Source organism: Rhizobium cauense, assembly GCF_019511525.1.
Lineage (GTDB): Bacteria > Pseudomonadota > Alphaproteobacteria > Rhizobiales > Rhizobiaceae > Rhizobium > Rhizobium cauense.
This window is the reverse complement of record NZ_JAEUAT010000002.1, coordinates 278,851-301,949: the sequence shown is the minus strand read 5'-3', so window position 1 is coordinate 301,949 and position 23,099 is coordinate 278,851. Positions and strand designations below refer to the sequence as shown.

19 protein-coding genes, 1 tRNA gene and 1 pseudogene are annotated in these 23,099 nt (G+C 59.2%); 9 read left to right on the top strand and 12 right to left on the bottom strand.

Features of this window, described 5'->3' with window-relative positions; all coding sequences use genetic code 11:
* Window positions 1-95: 95 nt before the first annotated feature.
* Window positions 96-2,543 carry a penicillin-binding protein 1A gene (locus JNB88_RS04600; RefSeq protein ID WP_037134762.1) on the bottom strand — a complete coding sequence of 816 codons (2,448 nt, stop codon included), beginning with the start codon at window positions 2,541-2,543 and terminating at the stop codon, window positions 96-98.
* A gap of 243 nt (window positions 2,544-2,786) precedes the next feature.
* Window positions 2,787-4,052 carry an N-acetylmuramoyl-L-alanine amidase gene (locus JNB88_RS04595; protein WP_420832163.1) on the bottom strand — a complete coding sequence of 422 codons (1,266 nt, stop codon included), beginning with the start codon at window positions 4,050-4,052 and terminating at the stop codon, window positions 2,787-2,789.
* Window positions 4,053-4,687: 635 nt separating this feature from the next.
* On the opposite strand from JNB88_RS04595, the gene JNB88_RS04590 reads away from it, so the two are divergent.
* Window positions 4,688-7,528, top strand: a complete 2,841-nt coding sequence (locus JNB88_RS04590; protein ID WP_220354469.1) for an Rne/Rng family ribonuclease — start codon at window positions 4,688-4,690, stop codon at window positions 7,526-7,528.
* A 189-nt stretch (window positions 7,529-7,717) separates the two neighbouring features.
* Here the strand turns inward: JNB88_RS04590 and JNB88_RS04585 are convergent.
* Both JNB88_RS04585 and JNB88_RS04580 read right to left on the bottom strand, forming a co-directional pair.
* Window positions 7,718-8,451 (bottom strand): annotated as a pseudogene (locus tag JNB88_RS04585) (NYN domain-containing protein).
* 177 nt (window positions 8,452-8,628) lie between these two features.
* Window positions 8,629-9,732 carry a COX15/CtaA family protein gene (locus JNB88_RS04580; RefSeq protein ID WP_220354468.1) on the bottom strand — a complete coding sequence of 368 codons (1,104 nt, stop codon included), beginning with the start codon at window positions 9,730-9,732 and terminating at the stop codon, window positions 8,629-8,631.
* Between the two features lie 113 nt (window positions 9,733-9,845).
* On the opposite strand from JNB88_RS04580, the gene JNB88_RS04575 reads away from it, so the two are divergent.
* Together JNB88_RS04575 and JNB88_RS04570 are read left to right on the top strand one after the other, a co-directional pair.
* Entirely contained in the window at window positions 9,846-10,055 is a 210-nt protein-coding gene (locus tag JNB88_RS04575) for a DUF2842 domain-containing protein (protein ID WP_037134836.1), read from the top strand.
* Between the two features lie 118 nt (window positions 10,056-10,173).
* A complete protein-coding gene (locus JNB88_RS04570) occupies window positions 10,174-11,418 on the top strand; it encodes a GNAT family N-acetyltransferase (RefSeq protein WP_420832162.1) in 1,245 nt (414 codons plus the stop codon).
* Here the strand turns inward: JNB88_RS04570 and JNB88_RS04565 are convergent, their stop codons facing one another.
* Window positions 11,419-13,563 carry a GumC family protein gene (locus JNB88_RS04565; RefSeq protein ID WP_220354467.1) on the bottom strand — a complete coding sequence of 715 codons (2,145 nt, stop codon included), beginning with the start codon at window positions 13,561-13,563 and terminating at the stop codon, window positions 11,419-11,421.
* A 192-nt stretch (window positions 13,564-13,755) separates the two neighbouring features.
* On the opposite strand from JNB88_RS04565, the gene JNB88_RS04560 reads away from it, so the two are divergent.
* Genes JNB88_RS04560 through JNB88_RS04540 form a run of 5 tightly spaced genes read left to right on the top strand, consistent with a single transcriptional unit; the run spans window position 13,756 to window position 18,691 of the window.
* Window positions 13,756-14,325, top strand: coding sequence for a polysaccharide biosynthesis/export family protein (locus JNB88_RS04560; protein ID WP_220354466.1), 570 nt, complete (start codon window positions 13,756-13,758; stop codon window positions 14,323-14,325).
* A 6-nt stretch (window positions 14,326-14,331) separates the two neighbouring features.
* Window positions 14,332-15,501: a glycosyltransferase family 4 protein gene (locus JNB88_RS04555; RefSeq protein WP_220354465.1), complete on the top strand. Its 1,170-nt coding sequence runs from the start codon at window positions 14,332-14,334 to the stop codon at window positions 15,499-15,501.
* Window positions 15,502-15,557: 56 nt separating this feature from the next.
* Entirely contained in the window at window positions 15,558-17,117 is a 1,560-nt protein-coding gene (locus tag JNB88_RS04550) for an undecaprenyl-phosphate glucose phosphotransferase (protein WP_220354464.1), read from the top strand.
* The gene (locus JNB88_RS04545) at window positions 17,114-18,394 is read left to right on the top strand and encodes an O-antigen ligase family protein (protein WP_220354463.1); all 1,281 of its coding nucleotides are present in this window, start codon (window positions 17,114-17,116) and stop codon (window positions 18,392-18,394) included. The genes JNB88_RS04550 and JNB88_RS04545 overlap by 4 nt, the downstream gene beginning before the upstream one ends.
* Window positions 18,395-18,397: 3 nt before the next feature.
* Window positions 18,398-18,691 (top strand): helix-turn-helix domain-containing protein, encoded by a 294-nt coding sequence (locus tag JNB88_RS04540; protein ID WP_037134741.1) that lies wholly within the window; start codon window positions 18,398-18,400, stop codon window positions 18,689-18,691.
* A 25-nt stretch (window positions 18,692-18,716) separates the two neighbouring features.
* On the opposite strand, the gene JNB88_RS04535 is transcribed toward JNB88_RS04540, so the two are convergent.
* From JNB88_RS04535 to JNB88_RS04525, 3 genes are all read right to left on the bottom strand, one after another.
* Complete coding sequence (locus JNB88_RS04535; protein ID WP_037134738.1) at window positions 18,717-18,929, bottom strand: hypothetical protein; 213 nt, start codon at window positions 18,927-18,929, stop codon at window positions 18,717-18,719.
* Window positions 18,930-19,108: 179 nt separating this feature from the next.
* Complete coding sequence (locus JNB88_RS04530) at window positions 19,109-19,324, bottom strand: hypothetical protein (RefSeq protein ID WP_037134736.1); 216 nt, start codon at window positions 19,322-19,324, stop codon at window positions 19,109-19,111.
* Between the two features lie 239 nt (window positions 19,325-19,563).
* Window positions 19,564-19,640, bottom strand: a tRNA-Pro gene (locus JNB88_RS04525).
* 262 nt (window positions 19,641-19,902) lie between these two features.
* Between JNB88_RS04525 and JNB88_RS04520 the strand changes: the two genes are divergently transcribed.
* Complete coding sequence (locus JNB88_RS04520; RefSeq protein ID WP_156142560.1) at window positions 19,903-20,115, top strand: hypothetical protein; 213 nt, start codon at window positions 19,903-19,905, stop codon at window positions 20,113-20,115.
* A 5-nt stretch (window positions 20,116-20,120) separates the two neighbouring features.
* Here the strand turns inward: JNB88_RS04520 and JNB88_RS04515 are convergent, their stop codons facing one another.
* From JNB88_RS04515 to JNB88_RS04500, 4 genes are all read right to left on the bottom strand, one after another.
* Window positions 20,121-20,786 carry an HAD family hydrolase gene (locus JNB88_RS04515; RefSeq protein WP_338110956.1) on the bottom strand — a complete coding sequence of 222 codons (666 nt, stop codon included), beginning with the start codon at window positions 20,784-20,786 and terminating at the stop codon, window positions 20,121-20,123.
* A 121-nt stretch (window positions 20,787-20,907) separates the two neighbouring features.
* A complete protein-coding gene (locus JNB88_RS04510) occupies window positions 20,908-21,450 on the bottom strand; it encodes a MerR family transcriptional regulator (RefSeq protein WP_220354462.1) in 543 nt (180 codons plus the stop codon).
* A 218-nt stretch (window positions 21,451-21,668) separates the two neighbouring features.
* Window positions 21,669-22,007, bottom strand: coding sequence for an integration host factor subunit alpha (locus JNB88_RS04505; RefSeq protein WP_037134730.1), 339 nt, complete (start codon window positions 22,005-22,007; stop codon window positions 21,669-21,671).
* Window positions 22,008-22,114: 107 nt separating this feature from the next.
* On the bottom strand, window positions 22,115-23,086 hold the full coding sequence (locus tag JNB88_RS04500) for a beta-ketoacyl-ACP synthase III (protein WP_037134728.1): 972 nt from the start codon (window positions 23,084-23,086) through the stop codon (window positions 22,115-22,117).
* Between the last annotated feature and the right edge of the window lie 13 nt (window positions 23,087-23,099).

Genomic DNA, 23,099 nt, shown 5'->3' with positions numbered 1-23,099 from the left:
CTGCTTCTTTGCGTTGCTTCGAAAGTCGCCCGTCAAATAGTTGTGGCGGCCGCGGATGTAAAGTGCCGCAGCCGCCACAACGGTTCGGAAAGGCTCTAGTAGAGGCCGCCCGCGCCGGACTGAACGGCCTGATTGGCCTGCGGAGAGGTTCGTAGAATTTCCTCTGGCGCCATCGTGCTGTCCATGCCGATAACCGACAAGCTGTCAGCAGGGCCCGTGCCGGGTTTGAAGGCTTCGATGATCGTGTTCGGATCGCCCTGCGCGGCAGCCATGCCGGTCTTGCGATCGATCGGAATGAGGTTCATGCCGGCGGGAATGACGAACTTCGACGCAGGCATGTCCTTCACCGCGTCCTGCATGAACGCATTGAAGACCGGCGCCGACAGCGATCCGCCAGTGCCGCCACGGCCGAGCGTCGAAGGAGAATCGAAACCGATATAAAGACCGGCGACGAGATCCGGCGTAAAGCCAACGAACCAAGCATCCTTCTCGTCGTTCGTCGTACCGGTTTTGCCGGCAACGTCGCGATCGCCGAGCTTCACCTTGCCGGCGGCGGTGCCGCGCTGGACAACGCCCTGCAGCATCGAGGTAATCTGATAGGAGGTCATCGGATCGAGAACGGTTTCGCGATTGTCCACGACGTTCGGCTCATCCTGATTATGCCAGTCGCTGGCATTGCAGCCTTCGCAGACACGTTCCTCGTGCTTGAAGATCGTACGGCCGTAACGGTCCTGAATCCGGTCGATCAGCGTCGGCTTGATCTGCTTGCCGCCGTTGGCGATGACCGAATAGGCCGAGACCATGCGCAGAACAGTCGTTTCGCCGGAACCGAGCGACATGGCGAGAACCGGCATCATACGATCGTAAATACCAAAGCGCTCGGCGTATTCGGCAACAACGTTCATGCCGAGGTCATTCGCAAGACGGACCGTCATGCGGTTGCGCGAGTGTTCGATGGCGAAGCGGAGCGTGTTGGCGCCACCGCCCTCACCTTCGTAGTTGTCGGGTGCCCAGACCTGGCCATTGCCAGTCTGAATCGACAGCGGATCGTCGCTGACGACCGACGCCGGCGTGTAGCCGTTGTCCATTGCCGCGGCATAGACGAAGGGCTTGAAGGACGATCCCGGCTGGCGCATTGCCTGCGTCGCGCGGTTGAATTCCGACTGCGCGTAGGAGAAACCGCCCACCATCGCAAGCACGCGACCAGTCTTCGGATCCATGGCAACCAGACCGCCCTCGACCTTTGGCGGCTGGCGAAGCCGGTAGGAATTCGAACTCTCGGCGCCCAGCCGCTCCACATAGACGACATCGCCGACCGAGAGGACGCCCTGCGGCGACTTGGCTGTCTTGCGACCGGCAGCCGAGCGATACGCCCACTGCATGTTCTTGGCCTCGATCACGCCGCGCTCGCGCTCGGCGCTGATCTTGCCTCCAGCCTCCTTCTGTGGCTGCAGCCCAATATCGACGCTCTCGTCCGAGACAGCCAACACCACAGCCAGTTGCCATTCAGATATGTCGGCCAACGCCGGAATGTCGGCCAGCGCCTTGCCCCAATCAGTCGTCGTGTCGATCTGCTTGATCGGGCCGTGGAAGCCGCGGCGCTCATCATAGTTTATCAAGCCATCCTGGAGCGCCTTGCGGGCGAAGACCTGCAGCTGAGGATCGAAGGACGTACGGACGGAAAGGCCGCCTTCGTACAACATCTTCTCACCATACTGCTCGATCAGCTGGCGGCGAACAGCCTCGGCGAAATAGCCAGAGGCAAAGAGCGATGGGCCGCTGCTGCGCCCGGTGACTCCGAGCGGCTGCTTCTTGGCCTCGGCGCCATCGGACTGGCTGACATAGCCATTCTCGACCATGCGATCGATCACCCAATTGCGGCGGGTGACAGCCGCCTCGGGATGGCGGAAGGGATGATAGTTGGCGGGCCCCTTCGGCAGCGAGGCCAGATAGGCCGCGTCGGCGATCGTGAGTTCGTTCACCGACTTGTTGAAATAGGTCAGCGAGGCACTGGCAATACCGTAAGAGTTCAGGCCGAAGAAGATTTCGTTCAGGTAGAGCTCAAGGATCTTGTCCTTGCTGTAAGCTTGCTCGATACGGAAGGAAAGGATCGCTTCCTTTGCCTTGCGCTCCATCGTCTGCTCGCTGGAAAGCAGGAAGTTCTTGGCGACCTGTTGGGTGATCGTCGAACCACCCTGCGTCGGTCCGCCGGTCAGATAAGCAACCACTGCACGCGCGAAACCGGTAACGTCGATACCAGGGTGCTGATAGAAGTTCTTGTCTTCAGCAGAGAGAAAGGCAGCCTTGACGCGATCGGGAACAGCCTGGATCGGCAGGAACAGTCTGCGCTCCTTGGCATATTCGGCCATCAAGGCCCCGTTGCCCGCATGCACGCGGGTCGTCACCGGCGGCTCGTAGCTGCTCAGCACCGCATAGTCAGGAAGGTCCTTCGTCACGGTTGCCAAATAGACGGCAACAACAGCCGCCACGCCCAGGAACAGGACGCAAGCCACTCCGAAGAAATATCCAAGAAGTCTAATCATATTTAAGCTACCGGTATCTCAATCATCGATCGGCGCGAGTATAATAATCGCATGGATCGGGGTATCTTGCACGTTGGGCGACTTACTCCATGAGCGTTTTCGCCACAAGCCGATTCCGTTTCATCTATGGAAACACAAGGCTGAGTAACGGCGCGAATGTGAGTAAAATAGGGCCTTGAGGCGCTATTCCCACATTGCAATTGCGTTACCCGAGCAAGTGTCACATCTACGCCACGGCTGAAGTCAGCCACCATTTGCGACCATCGCCGTGCGGTAGTGCTTAACTGCTTCCGTCAAGAGGTCCGCCATCTTGCCCCGCCAGGCGTCGTCAAGCAGCAGCTTTTCATCCTCCCTGTTCGAAAGAAAGCCCAGTTCCAACAGGATAGATGGGACATCCGGCGCCTGGAGGACGCGAAAGCCGGCATGACGATGCGGATTGTTGATCGTCCCGACCTGATCCTTGAAGGATGCGAGAACGCTGGTCGCAAGCGAAATCGAAAACGCCTGCGTTTCGCGGCGCGTCAGATCGAGCAGAATGTCAGCGACCTCCGGCGGTTCGGCCACCGTTTCCCTGCCGGCAATCTGATCGGACAGGTTCTCGCGGTCAGCCAGATCGGCCGCGAGCTTGTCCGAAGCCCTGTCGGAAATCGTATAGACCGTCGCGCCGCGGATATCCTTCTGCTTCAGGGTGTCGGCGTGCATCGAAATAAACAGGCCGGCATGGTTCTGACGGGCTATCTCCACGCGCTGGGAAAGCGACAGGAACGAGTCGTCGTTTCGCGTCAAAAACGCCTTGATACCGGCCTCGCGATTGAGGCGATCGGCGAGCGCCTTTGCGAAGGCGAGCGTCACGTCCTTTTCCAGCGTCTTGGTGTCGACGCCGACCGCACCGGTGTCGATCCCCCCGTGACCGGCATCGACCGCAATGATGAAATCCCCATCGGCGGGCTTCGCCGGACCGGGAATCGCCCCCGTTGCCTGTTGGGACGAAGGATCATTCCAGGACTGCGCCTTAACCAGTTCGGCGAACTTGTCATTTTCTGTCATTGCTGCATCGAGGACGAGACGCTGCCCCTTGCCACCCTCGTCTGCCTGAACCTTGGCGACATCCAGCTTCACCGGCCGCGTGGCCGTCAGAACGATACGGGCGCTGTCTTCATCCATCCTGCCGTAACGGATATCCTTGAAAAGCCCCCTCGCCTCGAGATCACCAGCCGGGAAGCCGAAGGCCGTCGCCGGCAGGTCGACAACGATGCGCTCGGGATTGGCGAGATAATGGACGGAAAAATCGGGGGCGCGGTCAAACTCGATGACGATGCGGGTGCGGGCGTCGTCGCCAATGATGCGAGCGCCATAGGCGAGCAACGGCTCGACTTTCGCGGATTCGCCTGCCTGAGCGTCCGCGACGATAAAAAACGTCATGGCAGCCGCAGCAACAAGCGCCGCAGTTACAACCGTTCTCTTCCGCCATCCGGATATCACCGTCGCGGGTCGCACCCTCTTAAACAATCGACCGCCACACCCTAAATATCATTCCGATCAAGTTCTCCCGGTAAACGCGAATTTGCCGTCATCTGCGCCATTCACGCTTTGCGGAGCCGAATCGGCGCCCTTATCCCCGATTTTGTATGCCTTTCAAAATCCATCAATATTATGGCACATTTGGCTTTTCCCTTGCTATTGTGACAGAGAAAACATACAAGGATTTTTAGGGTAGAAGTGCTGACGGGATAGAGTCGCCTGCAAGGCAGCCAAACCGCGAGGAACCTGGCGCCACAACCGGCAATCGTCCGCCGTAATATGTATTTCCACTCGAATTTGGATCCTGAATTTTCCGGCGTATGCGGGAACTTCATCGGTGGATAGCCACCAACCGCTCTTTACAGAGAGAGCAAACTCATCGGACCTGAACAAGGTCTTAGTTTTGTCGATCTCGCTTGGTCTTTGATGGTGTCGCAGCAGGTTTTATCTGAAGTCTACAGGCCCCGGGAGAACATCTCCCCCGCTGCTGTCTGGCTGCTGCCTTCCACACCGCACCAATCGCGACTTTCATTATCCGGCGCTGCAACGACGAGCCGCACCTCTTCGGTCACATCGACACAAGAGGATGCCGACGTTCGGCCGCGCCGAGGAGCACATCTTACATGGCAGACAAGATGCTTATCGACGCGTCTCACGAGGAAGAGACGCGCGTTGTTGTCGTTCGCGGAAACCGCATAGAAGAATTTGACTTCGAGTCCCAGCACAAGAAGCAGATCCGCGGCAACATCTATCTCGCAAAGGTAACGAGGGTCGAACCCTCGCTGCAGGCCGCCTTCGTTGACTACGGCGGCAACCGGCACGGCTTCCTGGCCTTTGCCGAAATTCACCCCGACTACTATCAGATCCCGCTTGCCGATCGGCAGGCCCTGCTTCGTGCAGAAGCCGAAGAGCACCGCCGTGACGATGACGTGGAACACGTCGAGACGGCACCGGTCGACTTCTCCACGCAGGAGCAGCCAGACGTTGGTGTAGCCCCAGCGGAAGCGGCAGCAACCGAAGCCGCTCCCGAGGGAGATGTTGCCGCGGCAACCGAAACGGTCGAGGCCGTTGCAGAAGTCGCCGAGGAAGCGCCCGCCAAGAAGGCAAAGCCCCGCCGCAGCCGCAAGAAGGCAGCGCCGGCTGCCGAAGCGCCTGCGAGCGAAGAGGCGACAAGCGAAGTCACGGCTGACAGTGACGATGACGGTTCGTCCGGCAACGAAATGGCAGCGATGGTCGAAACGGACTCGATCTCCGAAGAGGTCGACGCCCGCCGCCGCAGCGATGACGACGATGACGATGATCACGACCATGAAGAAGAAGTGATCGAATCTGTCGGCGCCGAAGACGCGATGGAAGAGGTTCCGGACCGGGTTCAACGCAAGCCGCGCAAGCAGTATCGCATCCAGGAAGTCATCAAGCGCCGCCAGATCCTGCTGGTGCAGGTGGCAAAGGAAGAGCGCGGCAACAAGGGTGCGGCTCTGACGACCTACCTTTCGCTCGCCGGTCGCTACTCGGTCCTGATGCCGAATACGGCTCGTGGCGGTGGCATCTCCCGCAAGATCACCAATCCGCAGGACCGCAAGCGCCTGAAGGAAATCGCACGCATGCTCGAAGTGCCGCAGGGCATGGGTGTCATCCTGCGTACGGCCGGTGCAAACCGTACCAAGGTCGAGGTCAAGCGCGATTTCGAATACCTGATGCGCCTGTGGGAAAACGTGCGCACGTTGACGCTGCAGTCGACCGCCCCCTGCCTCGTCTACGAGGAAGGTTCGCTCATCAAGCGTTCGATCCGCGACCTCTACAACAAGGATATCGGTGAGATCATCGTTGCCGGTGAGGAAGGCTACCGTGAAGCGAAAGACTTCATGAAGATGCTGATGCCGAGCCACGCCAAGGTGGTTCAGCCCTATCGCGACATCCATCCTATCTTCTCGCGTTCCGGCATCGAGGCGCAGCTTGACCGGATGCTGCAGCCGCAGGTGACGCTGAAGTCCGGCGGCTACCTGATCATGAACCAGACGGAAGCGCTGGTTTCGATCGACGTGAACTCAGGTCGCTCGACGCGCGAGCACTCGATCGAAGACACGGCTCTGCAGACCAACCTTGAAGCAGCGGAAGAAATCGCTCGCCAGCTTCGCCTGCGCGACCTTGCGGGTCTGATCGTCATCGACTTCATCGACATGGAAGAGAAGCGCAACAACCGCGCTGTCGAAAAGAAGCTGAAGGAATGCCTGAAGAACGACCGTGCGCGTATCCAGGTCGGCCGTATCTCGCATTTCGGCCTTCTGGAAATGTCGCGCCAGCGCATTCGTGCTTCCGTTCTTGAATCGACGACGCAGGTCTGCTCGCATTGCGGCGGCACCGGCCACGTCCGTTCGCAGTCCTCCGTCGCCCTGCATGTCCTGCGTGGCATTGAGGAGTACCTGCTCAAGAACACCACGCACAATATCACCGTTCGTACGACGCCCGATATTGCGCTCTACCTGCTCAACCACAAGCGCCAGACGATCATCGACTACGAAGCCCGCTTCGGCTTGGCGATCATTGTCGATGCCGATGGCGCCGTCGGTTCGCAGCACTTTGCGATCGATCGCGGAGAGCCCGTCGAGAACCCGATCAAGATCGAAAGCCTGTTCAACTTTGCCGCCATCCCGGATGACGATGACGATGATATCGTAGTCGAAGTCGACGAGGAGGAGGAAGAGGAACTGGAAGCCAAGCCGGCTGCGACCGAGCGTACGGCCCAGCGCTCCGAGGACGGCGAAGGCCGCAAGCGCAAGCGTCGCCGTCGCCGTCGCGGCCGCAATGGCAATGGCGAGCAAGCAGCCACCGATGCCCTGTCTGCGGATGCCGAAGACGGTGACGAAGCGGGCAGCGACGACGAGGCCAGCGAAGGCGAGGAAAACGTTGCTGCCTCTTCGGAAGCCCGCGATGAAGGCGATGACGCCCAGCGCCGGAAGCGTCGCCGTCGCGGCAAGCGCGGCGGTCGCCGCAACCGTGAGGAAGGTGGCGAAGAGGGTGTTTCTGCATCTGAGACGGCTGACGACAGCGATGCGGAAGGCACAGACGCGGAAGTCACTCAAGTCGAGGTGATCGAGGCCGTTGCCGAGGAAGCCGTCGAATCTCAGTCTGCGATGGCAGCGGTAGAGACCGCGGCTACCGTGACCGAAGATGTCAAGCCGAAGCGTGCACGTCGTAGCCGAAAGGCATCGCCCGTTGAGGAGCCGGTTGTCGAGGACGCATCGACGGAGACGGCACCAGCCGTCGAAGCTGAAGCCGAAGCCGCAGTGGCGGACCTCGCTGCGCCGACCGTCGAGGAAGCCAAGACTGTTCGTGCCAACCGGGAGTCCAATATTTCCTCGTCCGAGCCGACGGTTAAATCGACCAGAAGCGATACGTCGGAACCTGAAGGCGACGGCAAGCCGAAGAAAGCTGGCTGGTGGCAGCGCCGCGGTTTTTTCTGAGACTGATCTTCGGTGACAAATGACAAATCCGGCTGCGGTGACGCAGCCGGATTTTTTGTTACTATTGAGATTGGCGCACTCTCTGCGATCGCGCGAGGGAGATGCAGACTTGCTGTTTAGACCGTTACCGCCAATCGCTTACCGGGATCACGTAGATCAGCATATCGGCACGACACCGGCTTGCTTGTCCTATTTCTTTGCCGATGCTTGTTTCACCCGAATACGGAGCGGTCTGCCTTCCCCATGATCGACGTCGAATGAGTTGGTCTTCTTTACGAGGTCGCTCAACTTCCTGAAGCCATATGTTCGCGGATCGAAATCAGGTGCGAGGTTCGAAAGCTGCGCCCCAACTCCGCCGAGCGCCACCCACCCGTCCTCGCTCTCCATCTGAGCGATTACTTTCTTGATAATAGGAGTTGCCGCGCTAGGCGGTTTCAGGGAGGCAATGGCCTGTGTGCTTTCGACGCCGTTTGATGGAGGAGGAGGGAGCAAGTTTTCAGTGTAGATGAACCGACGACATGCCTGGCGGAAGCTTTCGGGTGTCTTTTGCTCGCCAAAACCAAAAACGTCGATACCCTGCTCACGAATCCGTGAGGCCAGCCGAGTAAAATCGCTATCCGAGGATACAAGGCAAAAGCCGTCGAAACGGCCACTGTGCAGCAGATCCATCGCATCAATGACCAGAGTAATGTCGGATGCGTTCTTGCCGGTAGTATATGCGAACTGCTGCTGGGGGATAATCGCGTGCCGCGCAAGGACATCGATCCAAGACTTCGAGCGTGGACTGCGAAGTCGCCGTAAATGCGCCGAACGCTGGCCTCGCCAATCTTGGCTATTTCCTCGAATAAGCCATCAGCAATTTTCGCGGGCGCGTTGTCGGCGTCAATAACCACAGCAAGTCGCGGAGAACGGTTTTCAGGCATCAACGACTCCAATCGTTCGCGACAGAGAGGAAGTCCAGCATCGACGAGTCGAGCGTTTCTTGCAACGCGCAGTTACAACCCAGCGGATGACGGCAGAGGGCGCACGCTACGTCCGCCCTCAAGGCACCGGTGGCGTTCTGGCCAACTACGAGCCGTCGCGCTTCTCCTAGATGTGCGTCAATCGCGCTCAGCGATCGCCGTCTCGCGCGGATATTCTCCATAAAACCCTCGCCAGTTCGCGACCGCGAAACCAAGGACAACGAGGGCTCCCCCCTGATGCAGCAGTCCCCAATGAAGCGGAACGGCCAGTAGCAGGGTGGCGATTCCGATCGCCGCTTGAGCCGTCACGAGCACGAAAAGGACGATAGCGCGCCGCGCATGCGTCGTCGATGGCGCTGCGGCGAGGGCAATAATCATGTTCACCAGCGTCAACACGAAGAGCGTGTAGGCTCCCACGCGATGAACGAACTGCACGGTCTTGGGATTCTCGAAGAAATTGATCCAGGCTGGCTGCTGTATCAACAAATCCGACGGCACGATGGCACCATCCATCAGCGGCCAGGTGTTGTAGGTAAAGCCGGCATCGAGGCCGGCGACCAGAGCACCGAGATAGATCTGGAAGAGCGCAAACCCTGCGATCACAGCGGCCCATACGTGCGAGCCCGGTGTCGGCGCCGGATCATCGGAATGAGGGGAAAGGCCACGCATGATCCACATGCAGGACACGAAGATGAGGCATGCCATGACCAGGTGCGTCGCCAGCCTGTATTGGCTGACGTCGGTGCGTACGGAGAGCCCGGACGATACCATCCACCAGCCGATGGCGCCCTGCAGCCCACCCAGCATTAGAATTCCGAAGAGGGGCCAGCGCAGCCGTCTTTCAACCTTCCCCGTCATCCAAAAATAAAGCAGCGGAAGCGAGAAGATGACACCAATGCCGCGCGCGATCAGGCGATGCGCCCACTCCCACCAAAAGATACCCTTGAACTCCTCGACGGTCATTCCGCTGTTCATTTGCTGATACTCGGGAATGCGCTGGTAAAGCTTGAACTCCTCGTCCCATTCCTGAGCGGTCAGGGGAGGAATGACGCCGTGGATCGGCTTCCACTCGGTGATCGACAGGCCGGAATTCGTGAGCCGGGTGGCACCACCGACAATCACGAGACAGAAGAGCGCCAGGAGCACCAGCCCCAGCCATATGCGGACAGCTCGCCTGTTGCCGTCCTGCCGGCGTATCTCGTGCAGGATCTGCTGTTCTGTGCTCGCGTTTGCAACGGCCATGACTGCTCCTTGTTTCCGGTAGTTGATTTGCCCGACCGCCTCATGCAAAACAAGCCCCGAACCTTTGCGGCATGCCGTCGCGGCAGTTCAAACACCAGCGCGAAAGATATTTGATGCCTGTTCGCCTCCGCAAATTCATCGGTACGATTTTGATCGTCGTGCTCGTGCTCGCCTATGCAGTGCTCGCAAATACCATCGCCGTTGCGACGCTTGGCGACGCTCCGTGGTGGGGCCAGCTCCTGTACTTCTTGCTGACCGGCCTGCTGTGGGTCCTTCCCGCCATGGTGATTATCAAATGGATGGCCGGCCCAAAGCAGCAGTGAGTCGTTAACGGCGAAATAACCGTGATTGGCGGAAAGCGCGATCCGTCGCTTCCCATAAACGAAATCGACGCCTCGCCACCCTATTCTCCTCGCTGGCAATGCAGACCGGAGAAAAGACGTGCAGGCGCACAAGTTCCCTGTTCCCATCGATGGGCACGAAGATCCTGCGGAATCGGCCATCACCGCTTCCGAGTTGCGGGCGGTGAATGCGCAGCTTGCGGCGGATGAACTTGAAATCACTGTTCTGGACAGTCTCACGCCGGTGGAACTGGCTTGGCGTGAAATCGAGGGCGACAACCTGAATTCGCTGCACCAAAGCTATGACTGGTGCATGTCGTGGACTAGGGCTTATGGATACCCGCTGTCCATTCTCTGGGGCAGGTTTGGTGAGAAGACCGCATTTATCCTTCCGGTGGAAATCAACAGGTTTCACGGCTGCCGTACTGCCAGATTTATCGGCGCTGATCACAGCAATATCAACACGGGCCTTTTCACCCCGCGCTTCATCGAAGTGATCAACGTACTCGGGCCGCAAAAATTGGCTGAGATGCTGCGGAGCGCCCTGTCCGGTCGAGCAGACCTTCTGCTGCTGCAGAACATTCCGTTGGAGTGGCGGGGCCGCCGCAATCCGCTGGCACTGCTGCCGATGGTCCAGAACCAGAACCACGCCTACCAGCTTCCACTTCTGGAAAACATGGAGTCGACACTCCAACAGGTGAACGCCAAGCACCGACGCAAGAAATTCCGAATGCAGCTGAGACGCCTCGAGGCTCTCGGCGGTTTCGACTACGTTTCAGGCGGTACCTCTGACGAGCAGCACTGGTTGCTCGATCGCTTCTTCGAGCTGAAGGGCGAACGGTTCAAGGCGCTCGGGCTTCCGGATGTGTTTGAAGACCCTAAGACCAGAGCCTTCCTGCACGCTGCGCTGGATATCCGTCATCCCGACGGCCAGACCTCGGGGCTGGAAATGCACGCGATCCGCCTGAAGGGCGACTATGATGGCCATGTCGCGGCCGTAGCCGGTATCTCTCGCAAGGGTGACCACATCATCTGCCAGTTCAGTGCAATCGATGAAAGCCTCGCGGCTGAGACGAGCCCCGGCGAATTTCTGTTCTGGCAGATGATCGAAGGGCGACATGGCAAGGGCGTGGCTCTTTTCGACTTCGGCCTCGGCGACCAAAGGTACAAGCGCTCGTGGGCGCCCGTGGAGACCGAGCACTATGACGCCGTCTTGCCACTTTCGCTGCGCGGAACAGTGGGGGGCCTCGTTCACCGGGCGATCACACGCGGCAAGGCTTTCATCAAGTCTCGCCCCAGGATCTATCATCCAGCCCAGCGCATACGTCGTGTGATCGGTATTTGATCACGCGGCATGCCGAGAGATCGGGCTTTCTAGGGTCTCGTCGATATCCGACATCAGCACCACGCGCTCATAGCCGGCCGCCTCGAATTCGGTCATGGCCGTCACGAACTCCTGCTCGACGAGTTCGGGCATGGAGAGGATGATCTCGACATCCTTACTGTGGGTGAGGCGTGAAACGCCGGCCACGTCAGCGGCGCCGCATTCGACGATCACCAGGTCGTAAGCCGACACCAAAGCGTCCAGCAGCAACGAGAGACGATCGGCGCCACGCATGGCGCGATGCGGATCGCTCGTGCCCTGCGGAATGAAATGCGCTTCCGAACGGCTATCGCCGTGAATAGTGTCACCGAAGGCGGCCTCCCCACAGAGCAAATCGGTTATGCCGGCCATGCTGCGCCCTTCGGCCATGAGGTCTGTCGGTAGGCCCGAGCCGGTCATGTCAACCAGGATGACGCGTGAGCCGTCAGTGGCCAACTTGCGGGTGAGTGATACCGTCGCCATCGAGCCGTCGTCGCCGGTAGGCGAAATCGCAATGGCCAAGGGCGCCCTGCTACCGCGAAGGTAGTCGGCGACCGATGCGATCGAGAACTCGTTTGTCTCAGAAGACTCTGCTTCCTCTACTGCTTCCGCAACCGGTTCGTCGTCCGCCGGGGTGCCGAGCAGGCTCGGCGTGACCGCCCGTCTGCCGGCGCCGATGGTCGGCGCCTGCGGCTCCTCTGTTGTCTCCTGCTCCTCGTCACCGGGCCCGACAGCCCGCAGTGCCCGACCACTGAAGAGTTCTGCGAGCATGATTGCGATCGACGCCATGATCAGGTTTGCGACGGCGGCAACGACGACGATCGGCAAAACCTTCGGGAAATAGGGGTCGACGGGTTGTATGGCCTTCGACACGATGCGGGCGTCGGCCGGGCTTGAGTTCTTGTCGGCGCGTGACGCCGCCTCGCGGTAACGAGACAGATAAGTCTCGAGGAGCTGGCGCTGCGCCGCGGCTTCACGCGTCAAGGCATTGAGACCAACCTCGTCCTCACCGGCCTGGGCGCTGTTGGCTTTCAGCTTGTCGGTCTGCTGTTCCAGTTCCTTCTGCCGAACGGCAGAGACCTTTGCTTCGTTCTCGATGCTCGCCAGGATCTTCTGCGTCTCCTGACGGATCTGCACCTTTATGTCCGACAGCTGAGCGCGAAGACTCTTCAGGCGGGGATGGTTGTTGAGCAATGATGTTTGCAGGTCGGATATCTGCGACTGCAGGGCAGACTCCGTACCCTTGAGTCGCTGGATCGACTGGGACGACATGATGTCCTGCAGCGTATCGGACGGCTCACCGGCAGAAAGAGCATTGCGCACAGACTGGGCGCGCGCCTCGGCATTTGCCCGTTCTCCGCGGACTCGTATCAGCTCCGCCGAAATGTCGTTCAGCTGCTGCGTCGGGAAGTTCGCGCCGCCATTGGTCGGCAACAGGCCGTGCTGGGCGCGGTATTCCGCCACCTTTTGCTCGGCGTCATTTACCTTCTGGCGGAGATTTTCGATCTCAGGTTCGAGCCAGCGGGTCGCCTCGGAATTGGAATCCAGCTTGGCGCCGCTCTGGGTGGCGAGATAGACGGCCGCCATGGCATTGGGGATAGCCGCCGCGAGCTTAGGATCCTTCGAGGTAAAGGTTATGCCGATCACTCGCGATCCCGGCACCTGATAGACCTGCAACCGTTCGGTGAACGCATCGATCACGCGCTCTTCGGGTGGGTTTTCATACGGGTTCTTCTTGAGATGAAGAGCAACCATAATATCGCTGAGTGCGGAGCCGTTCGCGGCGGCATCGAACTCCGGCAAATCGTATAGCTTCTGGTTGTTGATAACCTGCTTGATGAGGTCCGCGGACTGGAGAAGCTGCACCTGGCTGGCAATGTTCAGCTCGTCAAGCAGCGGACCTGCGCTGGTGTCATTCACCTGTGCATTGGCGAAGGCAGGAGCACGCGGCTCGATCAGAATACGCGTTTCGCTTCGGTATTTGGGAGAGACCATCTTGGCACCGGTGAAGGCGACCCCTGCCCCGAGCGCGGTGATTGCAAGAACCTTCAGCCGACGAGCCCAGACAGCGCGGACCAATTGCCCGAGATCTATGTCCACATCCTGATTACCCGATACGCCGGACATGCCTGTACTCCGAGAACAAACTGGCCGCGAGGGTAAATGACTATAGTAACCCAACGGTTAATGCCTGCCTCGCTCCGGTGACAAGGCAACCGGGTGAGTCGAAGCCAAAAAAGATCACGCCTTTTTACCGACCATTAACCCTAACGGATCGATAACGGCTGAGACCGAATTCGTTTCCGATGAGCAGACGCGATGCCTTTCGCACAGCCCAAGTTCCTGATGGCTCTGAGCCTCGCTGTCGCCGTCTTGAGTGGCTGCAACAGCTATCAGCCCGCGCCCGAGGCCTTCAATCAGGCAACGATCCAGCCGTATTCGCTGGACAGCGGTGACCGTCTGCGCATTACCGTGTTCGACCAACCGAGCATGACCAATACCTATACGATCGACCAGGCCGGCTACATTGCCTTCCCGTTGATCGGTCAGGTGCCTGCGCGCGGACGGACACTTCAGCAGCTGTCAGGGCAGATCGCCCAGAAGCTCAGGCAGGGATATCTTCGCGATCCCGACGTCACGATCGACGTCGATCGCTATCGTTCCGTTTTCATCATGGGTGAAGTCGGTCAGGCGGGCCAATACGCCTATGTTCCGGGGATGACAGTCCAGAACGCCGTTGCCGTTGCAGGCGGCTTCACCTCACGTGCCAATCAGAGTGCTGTCGACGTCACGCGCAAGATCAATGGGCAGGTGATCACCGGTCGGGTCAACATTTCCTCGGCGATCACTGCCGGCGACACAATCTATGTGCGCGAACGGCTGTTCTGATCGCAGATGACCACACAGCGTCCCCTTCGCATCATCCATTGCTTCAGATCGCCAGTCGGCGGAATTTTTCGCCACGTGCGTGATCTGGTGCTGGAGCACAGCAAGGCGGGGCACGAGGTCGGCATTCTTTGTGACAGCTCCACGGGCGGCGAGTACGAGGACAGCCTGTTCGACGACATTCGCCCTTTCCTGGCAATGGGACTGACCCGCGTGCCAATGCGGCGGCATGTCAGCCTCTCCGATATCGGTGTCATCTGGGACACCTACAAGAACATCAAAAGTTTGCGGCCGGATGTGCTGCACGGTCACGGCGCCAAAGGCGGCGTGCTCGCGCGACTTGTCGGCTCAGCCCTGCGGGTGAACAGGTATCGGGTAGCCCGCCTCTATACTGCGCATGGCGGAAGCCTGCACTATTCCCGCAGGTCCGTTGTCGGCCAGTTCGTGCTTCGCATGGAGCGTCTGCAGGAATACTTTACGGACGGTCTCGTTTTTATCTGCGAGTACGAGCGCGATGCCTACACCAAGAAGGTCGGGCGACCGCGAACGGAGACGCGGCTGATCTACAACGGCATCGCCGAGCGCGACTTCGAGCTCATCCCCACGCGTTCCGATGCGGTGCACTACATCTATGTCGGCATGCTGCGGGACCTTAAGGGTCCCGATCTCTTTATAGAAGCCTTCGCCAAGGCAGAACGAATTCTCGGTCGCCCGCTGTCGGCCGTCATGGTCGGCGACGGGCCGGAGCGCGACAAGTACCGGGATATGATGATCGAGCGCGGCTTGGCAAAGCGTATCAGCATGCTACCGGCGATGCGCGTGCAGCAGGCGTTTGCGATGTCTCAAAACCTGGTCGTGCCATCGCGCGCGGAGGCCATGCCTTATATTGTGCTCGAGGGCCTGGGCGCTGGCAAGACGATCATCGCGACGCGCGTTGGCGGAATACCCGAGGCACTGGGAAAGGACAGCCCTGCCCTTGCCAACCCGGAAGATCCTGACGACCTGGCTCGGGTCATGGCGGATGCAATCGGTGTCGCTGGCTGGCATGATGCGGCCATGCCGACGATTGAACGCGTCAAGTCGGTCTTCTCAGCCCCCGTCATGGCCAACGATGTCCTGAAATTGTACCACGACCTGCTGGATGCCCAATCCGGGCAAGCTATTGCGACTGCTTCGTAAAAGTTTCTTAGGGGCTTTCTGTTATTGCCGTGCAGACAACCAGCGGCGGTAGCCTCATGAACAAGGCAGAGAAAAGCGATCAGTTCGACCTGGAAGCGCTGCGCAAACAGGTCTCGGACATCAATTTGCGTGGCGAGAACGCGGAGGAGAACACCCAGCCGCAGCCGATCAATAGCTATGCGCGACAGATCGCAGAGCAATTCAGTGCCGGAAACCGCTCGCCAGCCATCATCATCGGCCAACTCCGCCTTTTCGAGTTTGCTTCGCAGTTCCTGATCGGGTTGCTTGCATTCGCCTTATGGCCCGCGACTGGAACAGAGACCCTTTCGGCACGGGCTATCACTGCGGCAATCGTTGCCGTTCTCCTCGTCGTTGTGTTGCAGACCGCCGACACCTACTCCATCCCTGCCCTTCGTGCCCGTGCGCGCCTGCTGCCGCGCGTCCTCGGCGTATGGACTTCGGTGTTTCTAGGCGTCACCGCGGTGGGCGCGCTCTCCGGCAACGTCGGGTGTTTACAGGCGCAGGGATACACAATCTGGTTCGTCGCCGGGGCAGTCTTCCTGCTCGCAGCTCGCTGCCTGATCGCTTATGGCATCCGCAACTGGTCGCGCAACGGCGTCATGGAGCGTCGCGCCGTGATCGTCGGTGGTGGGCAGCCGGCCAAGGATCTTATCCGAGTTCTCGAGCAGCAAGTCGACAATGATATCCGGATCTGCGGCATCTTCGACGACCGCGGCGAAAAACGCTCACCAATCATGGTTGCCGGCTATCCGAAGCTCGGAACGATCGCGGAACTGGTCGAGTTCGTCCGCATCACGCGCATCGACATGCTGATCATTTCCCTGCCTCTAAGCGCGGAGGCACGCATCCTGCAGCTACTCAAGAAACTTTGGGTCCTGCCAGTCGATATCCGCCTCGCCGCCCATGCAAACCGCCTGCGTTTTCGGCCGCGCGCCTACTCGCGCATCGGCTCTGTCCCGATGCTCGACATCTTCAACAAGCCGATCCGAGACTGGGATTCTGTCGCCAAGCGCTGCTTCGACATCGTCTTCACGTTGCTTGCGCTGGCGCTTCTCTGGCCGATCATGCTGGCCACCACGATCGCCATCAAGCTGACCTCGAAGGGGCCGGTCTTCTTCAGGCAGAAACGCCACGGCTTCAACAACGAGATCATCAACATCTTCAAGTTTCGCTCGATGTATGCCGACAAGGGCGATCCGACTGGTCGCGCCGCAGTCACCAAGGGCGATCCTCGTGTCACCGCGGTCGGGCGTTTCATCCGCAAGAGTTCGATCGACGAACTGCCGCAGCTTTTCAACGTCTTGACGGGCGACCTTTCACTGGTCGGCCCTCGCCCACACGCCATTCTTGCCCAGGCGAAGGATCGCCCCTTTGGCGAGGTTGTCGAAGGTTACTTCGCCCGCCATCGCGTCAAGCCAGGGGTGACTGGCTGGGCCCAGATCAACGGCTGGCGCGGAGAGGTCGACCACGACGACAAGATCAAGTTCCGGACCGCCTACGATCTCTATTACATCGAAAACTGGTCGCTGTGGTTTGATCTGAAGATCCTGTTCCTCACGCCGTTCCGCCTCCTGAATACGGAAAACGCCTATTGAGCGCGATCGAGGCGACACACCCGCGCGTAGCCCATCCGCAGCGGGCAACGTTGCGCCTGATCGGCTCGGCGATGGTCGCCTTCGGGGTCTTTCTTTCCGGCTTCGTGATCGACGAGCCTGCCCCCTACGAGCTGTGGTTGGCTGCACTGCTTGGCATCTGGTTCATCCTCGGCCTCAGAATTTCTCGGTTCACTGCGCCACTTCTGGCGCTGCTCCTTGCCTTCAACGTTGGCGGAATACTCTCGCTGACGCAGTTGAAGGATCTCGATACCGGCCCGATGTACGTCGCCGTCTCGACCTTCCTCGCGCTGACGGCCATTTTCTATGCTGCGATCATCGAGGAAAGTCATCGCCGTCTGCCTCTCATCTTCAATGCCTGGGTGTTTGCCGCCGTCATCACATCGCTGCTTGGAATTTTGGGCTATTTCCATGCATTCCCGGGGGCCGAGGTCTTCACGCTCTACGACCGCGCCAAGGGCGCATTCCAGGATCCAAACGTCTTCGGGCCCTTCCTCGTGCCACCCTCCCTCTATCTCGTTCACGGCATTCTCGTCGGCAACTTGAAGACAACACCGATCAAGGCTTTTGCACTGTTGATCCTCGCGCTCGGCGTGTTTCTGTCCTTTTCCCGCGCGGCCTGGGGGCTCTTTCTTCTCGGCATCTGCCTGCTGATATTCTGCATGCTGCTAAAGGAGCGCAACGGCGCGTTTCGCCTGCGGATCCTCACGCTGTCGCTCGCGGCAATCATGCTCATGGTCGCCTCGCTCGTCGTTGCCCTGCAGTTTCCGAAAGTAAGCGCACTTTTCTCCGCCCGCGCCCAACTGGTCCAGCAATATGATGGAGAGCACCTCGGTCGCTTCGAACGCCACCGTATCGGCTTCACGATGATGATGGAGCGACCGCTCGGGATCGGCCCGCTGGTCTTCGGCACAATGTTTCTGGAGGATGAGCATAACGTATGGCTGAAGTCACTGACGAGCTACGGCTGGCTCGGCTTCGTAAGCTATGTCGCAATGTTCTGCTGGACGATCTACCTCGGGTTCAAAAATCTGCTTAAGGATCGTCCTTGGCAACCCTACCTCATGATCGCCTGGATCGGCGTGCTGGGGCATGCAGCGATTGGCAACGTCATCGATATCGATCACTGGCGGCATGTCTACCTGCTGTTCGGCGTAGTCTGGGGCTGCGCCGCGCTGGAAGCGCGCCACATACGCAAGCATGTCGTGCAAGTGTCACCGATGGGTCTTGCGAACAATCACCGGCGCGCTAGACTTTGATTCATGATCACATCGACACAAATCCGCGGCGCGCGCGCAATGACCGGAATGAGCATCGAGCAACTGGCAACCGCATCCGGTGTGCCCGCTGCCACCATAGAAACGATGGAACGCGACGAACAGGAAGGCGAAGCGCACGCCCTTCTGGCGGTCAAACAGGCGCTTGAGGCGGCGGGGATCATCTTCATCGCCAGCGGCAATCATGACGAGGGCGGACCCGGCGTCAGGCTGAAAGCGCGCACCGGCGTTGATGAAGGGATCCGCCCAGAAAACCTCAACGCAGCAAACGACGGCTAATCCCACCGTTTGGTGGCGTCCGGACTTACAGATAGGCCTTTGCGAGAGCGGCGAGTTTGATGTGATCCTTCACGCCTTGTCGGTAGAGTTGGATCAGCAGTGCGGCAATGGCTTCTGCCGCCGATGTGTTTCGCCCGAGGCCCCTCGCCTTGCAGACGTCGTCAAGAACGTCCGACAGAAGATCGAGATCATCCGAGAAAAGCGGCAAGTCACGTGGAAGAACTGGGGATTTGAGCATCACGCCACAGGTCCCGCTGGGCTACCAATACAAGCACATCAATGTCATCGGCCGCCCATCCATAGCCGACGATGCGGTCACTATGCGCGCGCACCGCAGATTTTTCAACCAACATTTCGGACGGAAACATTTCTGTGAACGGCGGACCGACAAGCCGACCGATCGCCGCGAAACAGGCGTCAGTTCTTTAGCCGGTCGAGAGCAAACTGTGACTCGAGCGACCCTTCGATGATGATCATGGCGCTCACTTTGGCAACATAGGCCTCAACCAGGTCAGTCAGTACCAATGCGACGTCATGCTCCGGCCAACCCGACGACACAGCGCTTTCCACCAGATGCTCGAAGGCCTCCGATAGAGATTCTCGACATGTTTCGCCCGTTTCGCGCTCAGCCATGCGTCGTCCGCCAATACTTTATGGCTCTATATTACACAAAACGGAGCATTATTCGAGATGTGACGCCGAATTTCCGAACAGCGATATTCCGACTGATCTATAGCAGCCGTCGGATGACGACGGAAATACATGCGCGAAGCCTAAGCCACAGCAATACGACGTCGCTCTTACATCTGGAAAATTCTATCTGGTGAGAGGACTTCCGGCTTGCTGGGGGTGCCGAAAGTTATCTTTTAAAATGGTCGGGGCGACTGGACTCGAACCAGCGACCCCTTGACCCCCAGTCAAGTGCGCTACCGGGCTGCGCTACGCCCCGACCTGCCGAAACGGCCTGTTTCCTTTATGAAATAGGGTTCAGGAGCGCAAGGGGGAAATTGCCGGCTTCCAAATAAAAAACCAGCAACGCGATGAAGGACTGACCCCGTTTGCGAGATACTAGTGACGCCACCGCAATCTCGAGGGTGCTTTGCTCAATGATGGTCCGGAAACTTGGAGTCCGCGCTTTCGATCAAAAGTGCTTGCTCGATGCGTCCTGCGCGAATAAGGGACATGCGAAACACAGGAATTTGGACCAAAACATGCAGATCGAGATCCCCTGCCCGAAGTGCCGGAACACCCGAATGAAGTTCGAGCGGCCTGAACCACTCGACACCGATATCCTGACCTGCTTCACCTGCGGGCACGAACTCGGAACATTCGGTTCGGTCAAGGCGAAGATGAATGCCGCCTTTGACCGCATGAGGAAGCAGATTATGCAGCAGCGCAGGGCACCGCAACCGCGCAAGCAGTAACGACCCTATCGGACCAGCGCAATCCGACCATTGGCGTCGGTTTCTACCCGCCAACCTCGATAGTCAGAAATCGAGAAGTGCGGCGTCTCGAAGGGCGTCGTGTGCGTTTCCGTAATGACGGTCACATCGGCGCCCGCCGCCTCCCCTGCGAGTATTCCCGCAACGGCGTCTTCGAACACCAGACATTTCGTCGGATCGACGCCGAGGCGCTTGGCACCGAGCAAGTAGCATTCCGGACTCGGCTTTCCGGCTGCCACTTCTTCACCGCTCACCATCGCGACAGGCGTCGGAATGCCAGCCGCTGCCATTCGGCGCCTGGCGAGTTCGATTGGTGCCGACGTCACGATCGCCCACCTTTCCGGCGCAATGCTGTTCAGGAAATCGACGGCGCCGGGAATCGCGACAATCCCTCCAACATCCTCCATCTCCTCCTTCAGCAACTGCCTTGCCTCGTGCTCGGGATCGACGCCTGGCAACGCCAGTTGGCGAATGACGTCGGAAGCCCGAATGCCGTGAATGGTCTTTAGAAAAACTTCCGGCTCGAATCCGTATCGTACGGCCCACTCGCTCCAGACCCGCTCAACCACCGCAATCGAGTTCAAGAGTGTGCCGTCCATATCGAACAGGAAGGCGTCATAGAATTTGCCGGGGACAGAATGAGACGCGGTCACGAGGATTTCCTTGGTACTGACTGGTTTCGAGCTCGGTGCCGCGCACGTGCGCCCAACAAAGGCCACTCCGCACGACCGACGAAGATGAGGTTAAATCACCGAGCCGCGCCGAGAAGCAAGATCAACGAACCTGATCCAACAGGCGCTTGCATTCGAGGAGATCGTAGAGTGCTTCCTGAAGAAGCGCCCGATCCTCCTTGCCGACGCTCGATTTGCCGATCGAAACTTCGGGAGAGTCTTCATCGCCACCACCAAAGTTGAAGAAACGGCGCGTGATCGGCGGTTTCGCGCGACCGACGACCTGATCCTCATCGGACATTCCGACCCGGGGTTCGGCAGAATCGGCGCCATCCTGCTGGCCGCCTGTCAGCGCCTGGACGCTGGCAAGGTCACCGTGTCCGATCGCGATGACGAATTTGTTGCCATTGGTCTTCAGAAGCTTCTGCACACCCTTGATCGTATAGCCATGATCATAGAGCAGGTGGCGAATGCCCTTCAGGAGATCGATATCCTCGGGCCTGTAGTAACGTCGGCCGCCGCCGCGTTTCATCGGCTTGATCTGCGGAAACCGCGTTTCCCAGAAGCGCAAGACGTGTTGTGGAAGGTCTAGGTCGTCCGCTACCTCGCTGATGGTGCGGAAAGCATCGGGGCTCTTATCCAACATCCTTACTCCCTACGCGGTCTTGGGGCGTGCCGCGCGTCCGTTCGGCTGATAAGGCGCAGCTACATCTCACGAACACCAGACTTAGCCGCGACTCATCATATTTCAACGGTTTGACGCCGCGAATTCAAGTCACGTCTTGAGTATCGCACAGATCGTTCAGTGAATGTTGGACGTTGTCGCCATCGAAGCAGAGAGCAGTTCCCTGCTTTCTCGCTCGCTCAGGAAGCCGGATTGGCGGCTTTCAGCTTGGTCTTGCGTAGAGTGTGCGCTTTCAGAATCCGGGTCTTCAGGACATTCGACGCCTTGAAGGTCATGACGCGACGGGGAGAGATCGGCACTTCCTCGCCAGTCTTCGGATTGCGGCCAATGCGCTCATTCTTGTCGCGCACCTGGAACGTTGCGAAGGACGACAGCTTGACGGTTTCGCCGCGAACAATCGCGTTACAAATCTCGTCAATAACAGTTTCCACGAGCTCGGCAGATTCGGTTCTCGAAAGACCGACCTTGCGAAAAACCGACTCCGCCAGGTCTGCTCGCGTCACTGTCTTTCCGGTCATGGTTTCCCCGCCCATTTGCCAATTATATTATGAAAGCGAACAAAGAGTATTTGTCTTGCGCCTCACGGTCAAGCTCTTGTTCGTCGGTAGTTTTTTGGATTTTCGGGTTACCAGCGCAGGAGTGCCGCGCCCCAGGTGAAGCCACCGCCCATCGCTTCGAGCATCACCAGATCGCCTTCCTTGATCCTGCCGTCGCCAGCGGCTGTTGCCAGCGCGAGCGGAATCGAGGCGGCAGAGGTGTTGCCGTGCAGATCAACCGTAACGACTACCTTCTCCGGAGCAATATGCAACTTCTTGGCGGAGCCGTCGATGATGCGACGATTGGCCTGATGCGGTACGAGCCAGTCGAGATCGTCAGGCGTGGTGCCTGTGGCGTCAAACGCAGCCTGAATCACGTCGGTGATCATGCCGACGGCATATTTGAAGACTTCGCGGCCTTCCATGCGCAGTTTGCCGACAGTGCCGGTCGTCGAGGGACCGCCATCCACGTAGAGCTTTTCCTTGTGGGAGCCGTCGGAGCGCAGATGCGCTGTCAGCACGCCGCGATCCGCAGTGGTACCCTCACCTTCCGCTGCCTCCAACACGATCGCACCAGCGCCGTCGCCGAAGAGCACGCAGGTGGTGCGGTCGTTCCAGTCCAGGATCCGCGAGAAGGTCTCGGCACCGATCACCAGCACGCGCTTGGCAAGGCCGCCCCTGATGTAGGCGTCGGCCGTCGTCACCGCGTAAACAAAGCCGGTGCAAACGGCCTGCACGTCGAAGGCAAAACCGTGATGCATCCCCAGCCGGCTCTGGATATTGACTGCGGTCGCCGGAAACGTGTTGTCAGGCGTCGAGGTGGCACAGATGATCAGATCGATATCGGCCGGCGTCAGACCAGCCCTGTCGAGCGCAGCGCGCGCTGCGGCCTCACCGAGCGACGACGTCGTTTCGCCCTCGCCGGCGATGTAGCGCTGACGAATGCCCGTGCGCTGGACAATCCATTCGTCCGATGTGTCCACGACATCTTCCATGTCGCGATTGGTCATAACGCGTTTCGGAAGTGCGGCTCCGAACCCACGAACAACTGAACGGATCATATTGCTTAAACCC

Coding starts and splice junctions, on each gene's coding strand:
- JNB88_RS04575 (WP_037134836.1), top strand. CDS start 9,846: ATGCCTGTTCGCCTCCGCAAATTCATCGGTACGATTTTGATCGTCGTG.
- JNB88_RS04590 (WP_220354469.1), top strand. CDS start 4,688: ATGGCAGACAAGATGCTTATCGACGCGTCTCACGAGGAAGAGACGCGC.
- JNB88_RS04580 (WP_220354468.1), bottom strand. CDS start 9,732: ATGGCCGTTGCAAACGCGAGCACAGAACAGCAGATCCTGCACGAGATA.
- JNB88_RS04500 (WP_037134728.1), bottom strand. CDS start 23,086: ATGATCCGTTCAGTTGTTCGTGGGTTCGGAGCCGCACTTCCGAAACGC.
- JNB88_RS04505 (WP_037134730.1), bottom strand. CDS start 22,007: ATGACCGGAAAGACAGTGACGCGAGCAGACCTGGCGGAGTCGGTTTTT.
- JNB88_RS04560 (WP_220354466.1), top strand. CDS start 13,756: ATGCCTTTCGCACAGCCCAAGTTCCTGATGGCTCTGAGCCTCGCTGTC.
- JNB88_RS04530 (WP_037134736.1), bottom strand. CDS start 19,324: ATGGCTGAGCGCGAAACGGGCGAAACATGTCGAGAATCTCTATCGGAG.
- JNB88_RS04555 (WP_220354465.1), top strand. CDS start 14,332: ATGACCACACAGCGTCCCCTTCGCATCATCCATTGCTTCAGATCGCCA.
- JNB88_RS04535 (WP_037134738.1), bottom strand. CDS start 18,929: ATGCTCAAATCCCCAGTTCTTCCACGTGACTTGCCGCTTTTCTCGGAT.
- JNB88_RS04550 (WP_220354464.1), top strand. CDS start 15,558: ATGAACAAGGCAGAGAAAAGCGATCAGTTCGACCTGGAAGCGCTGCGC.
- JNB88_RS04540 (WP_037134741.1), top strand. CDS start 18,398: ATGATCACATCGACACAAATCCGCGGCGCGCGCGCAATGACCGGAATG.
- JNB88_RS04520 (WP_156142560.1), top strand. CDS start 19,903: ATGCAGATCGAGATCCCCTGCCCGAAGTGCCGGAACACCCGAATGAAG.
- JNB88_RS04565 (WP_220354467.1), bottom strand. CDS start 13,563: ATGTCCGGCGTATCGGGTAATCAGGATGTGGACATAGATCTCGGGCAA.
- JNB88_RS04600 (WP_037134762.1), bottom strand. CDS start 2,543: ATGATTAGACTTCTTGGATATTTCTTCGGAGTGGCTTGCGTCCTGTTC.
- JNB88_RS04510 (WP_220354462.1), bottom strand. CDS start 21,450: ATGTTGGATAAGAGCCCCGATGCTTTCCGCACCATCAGCGAGGTAGCG.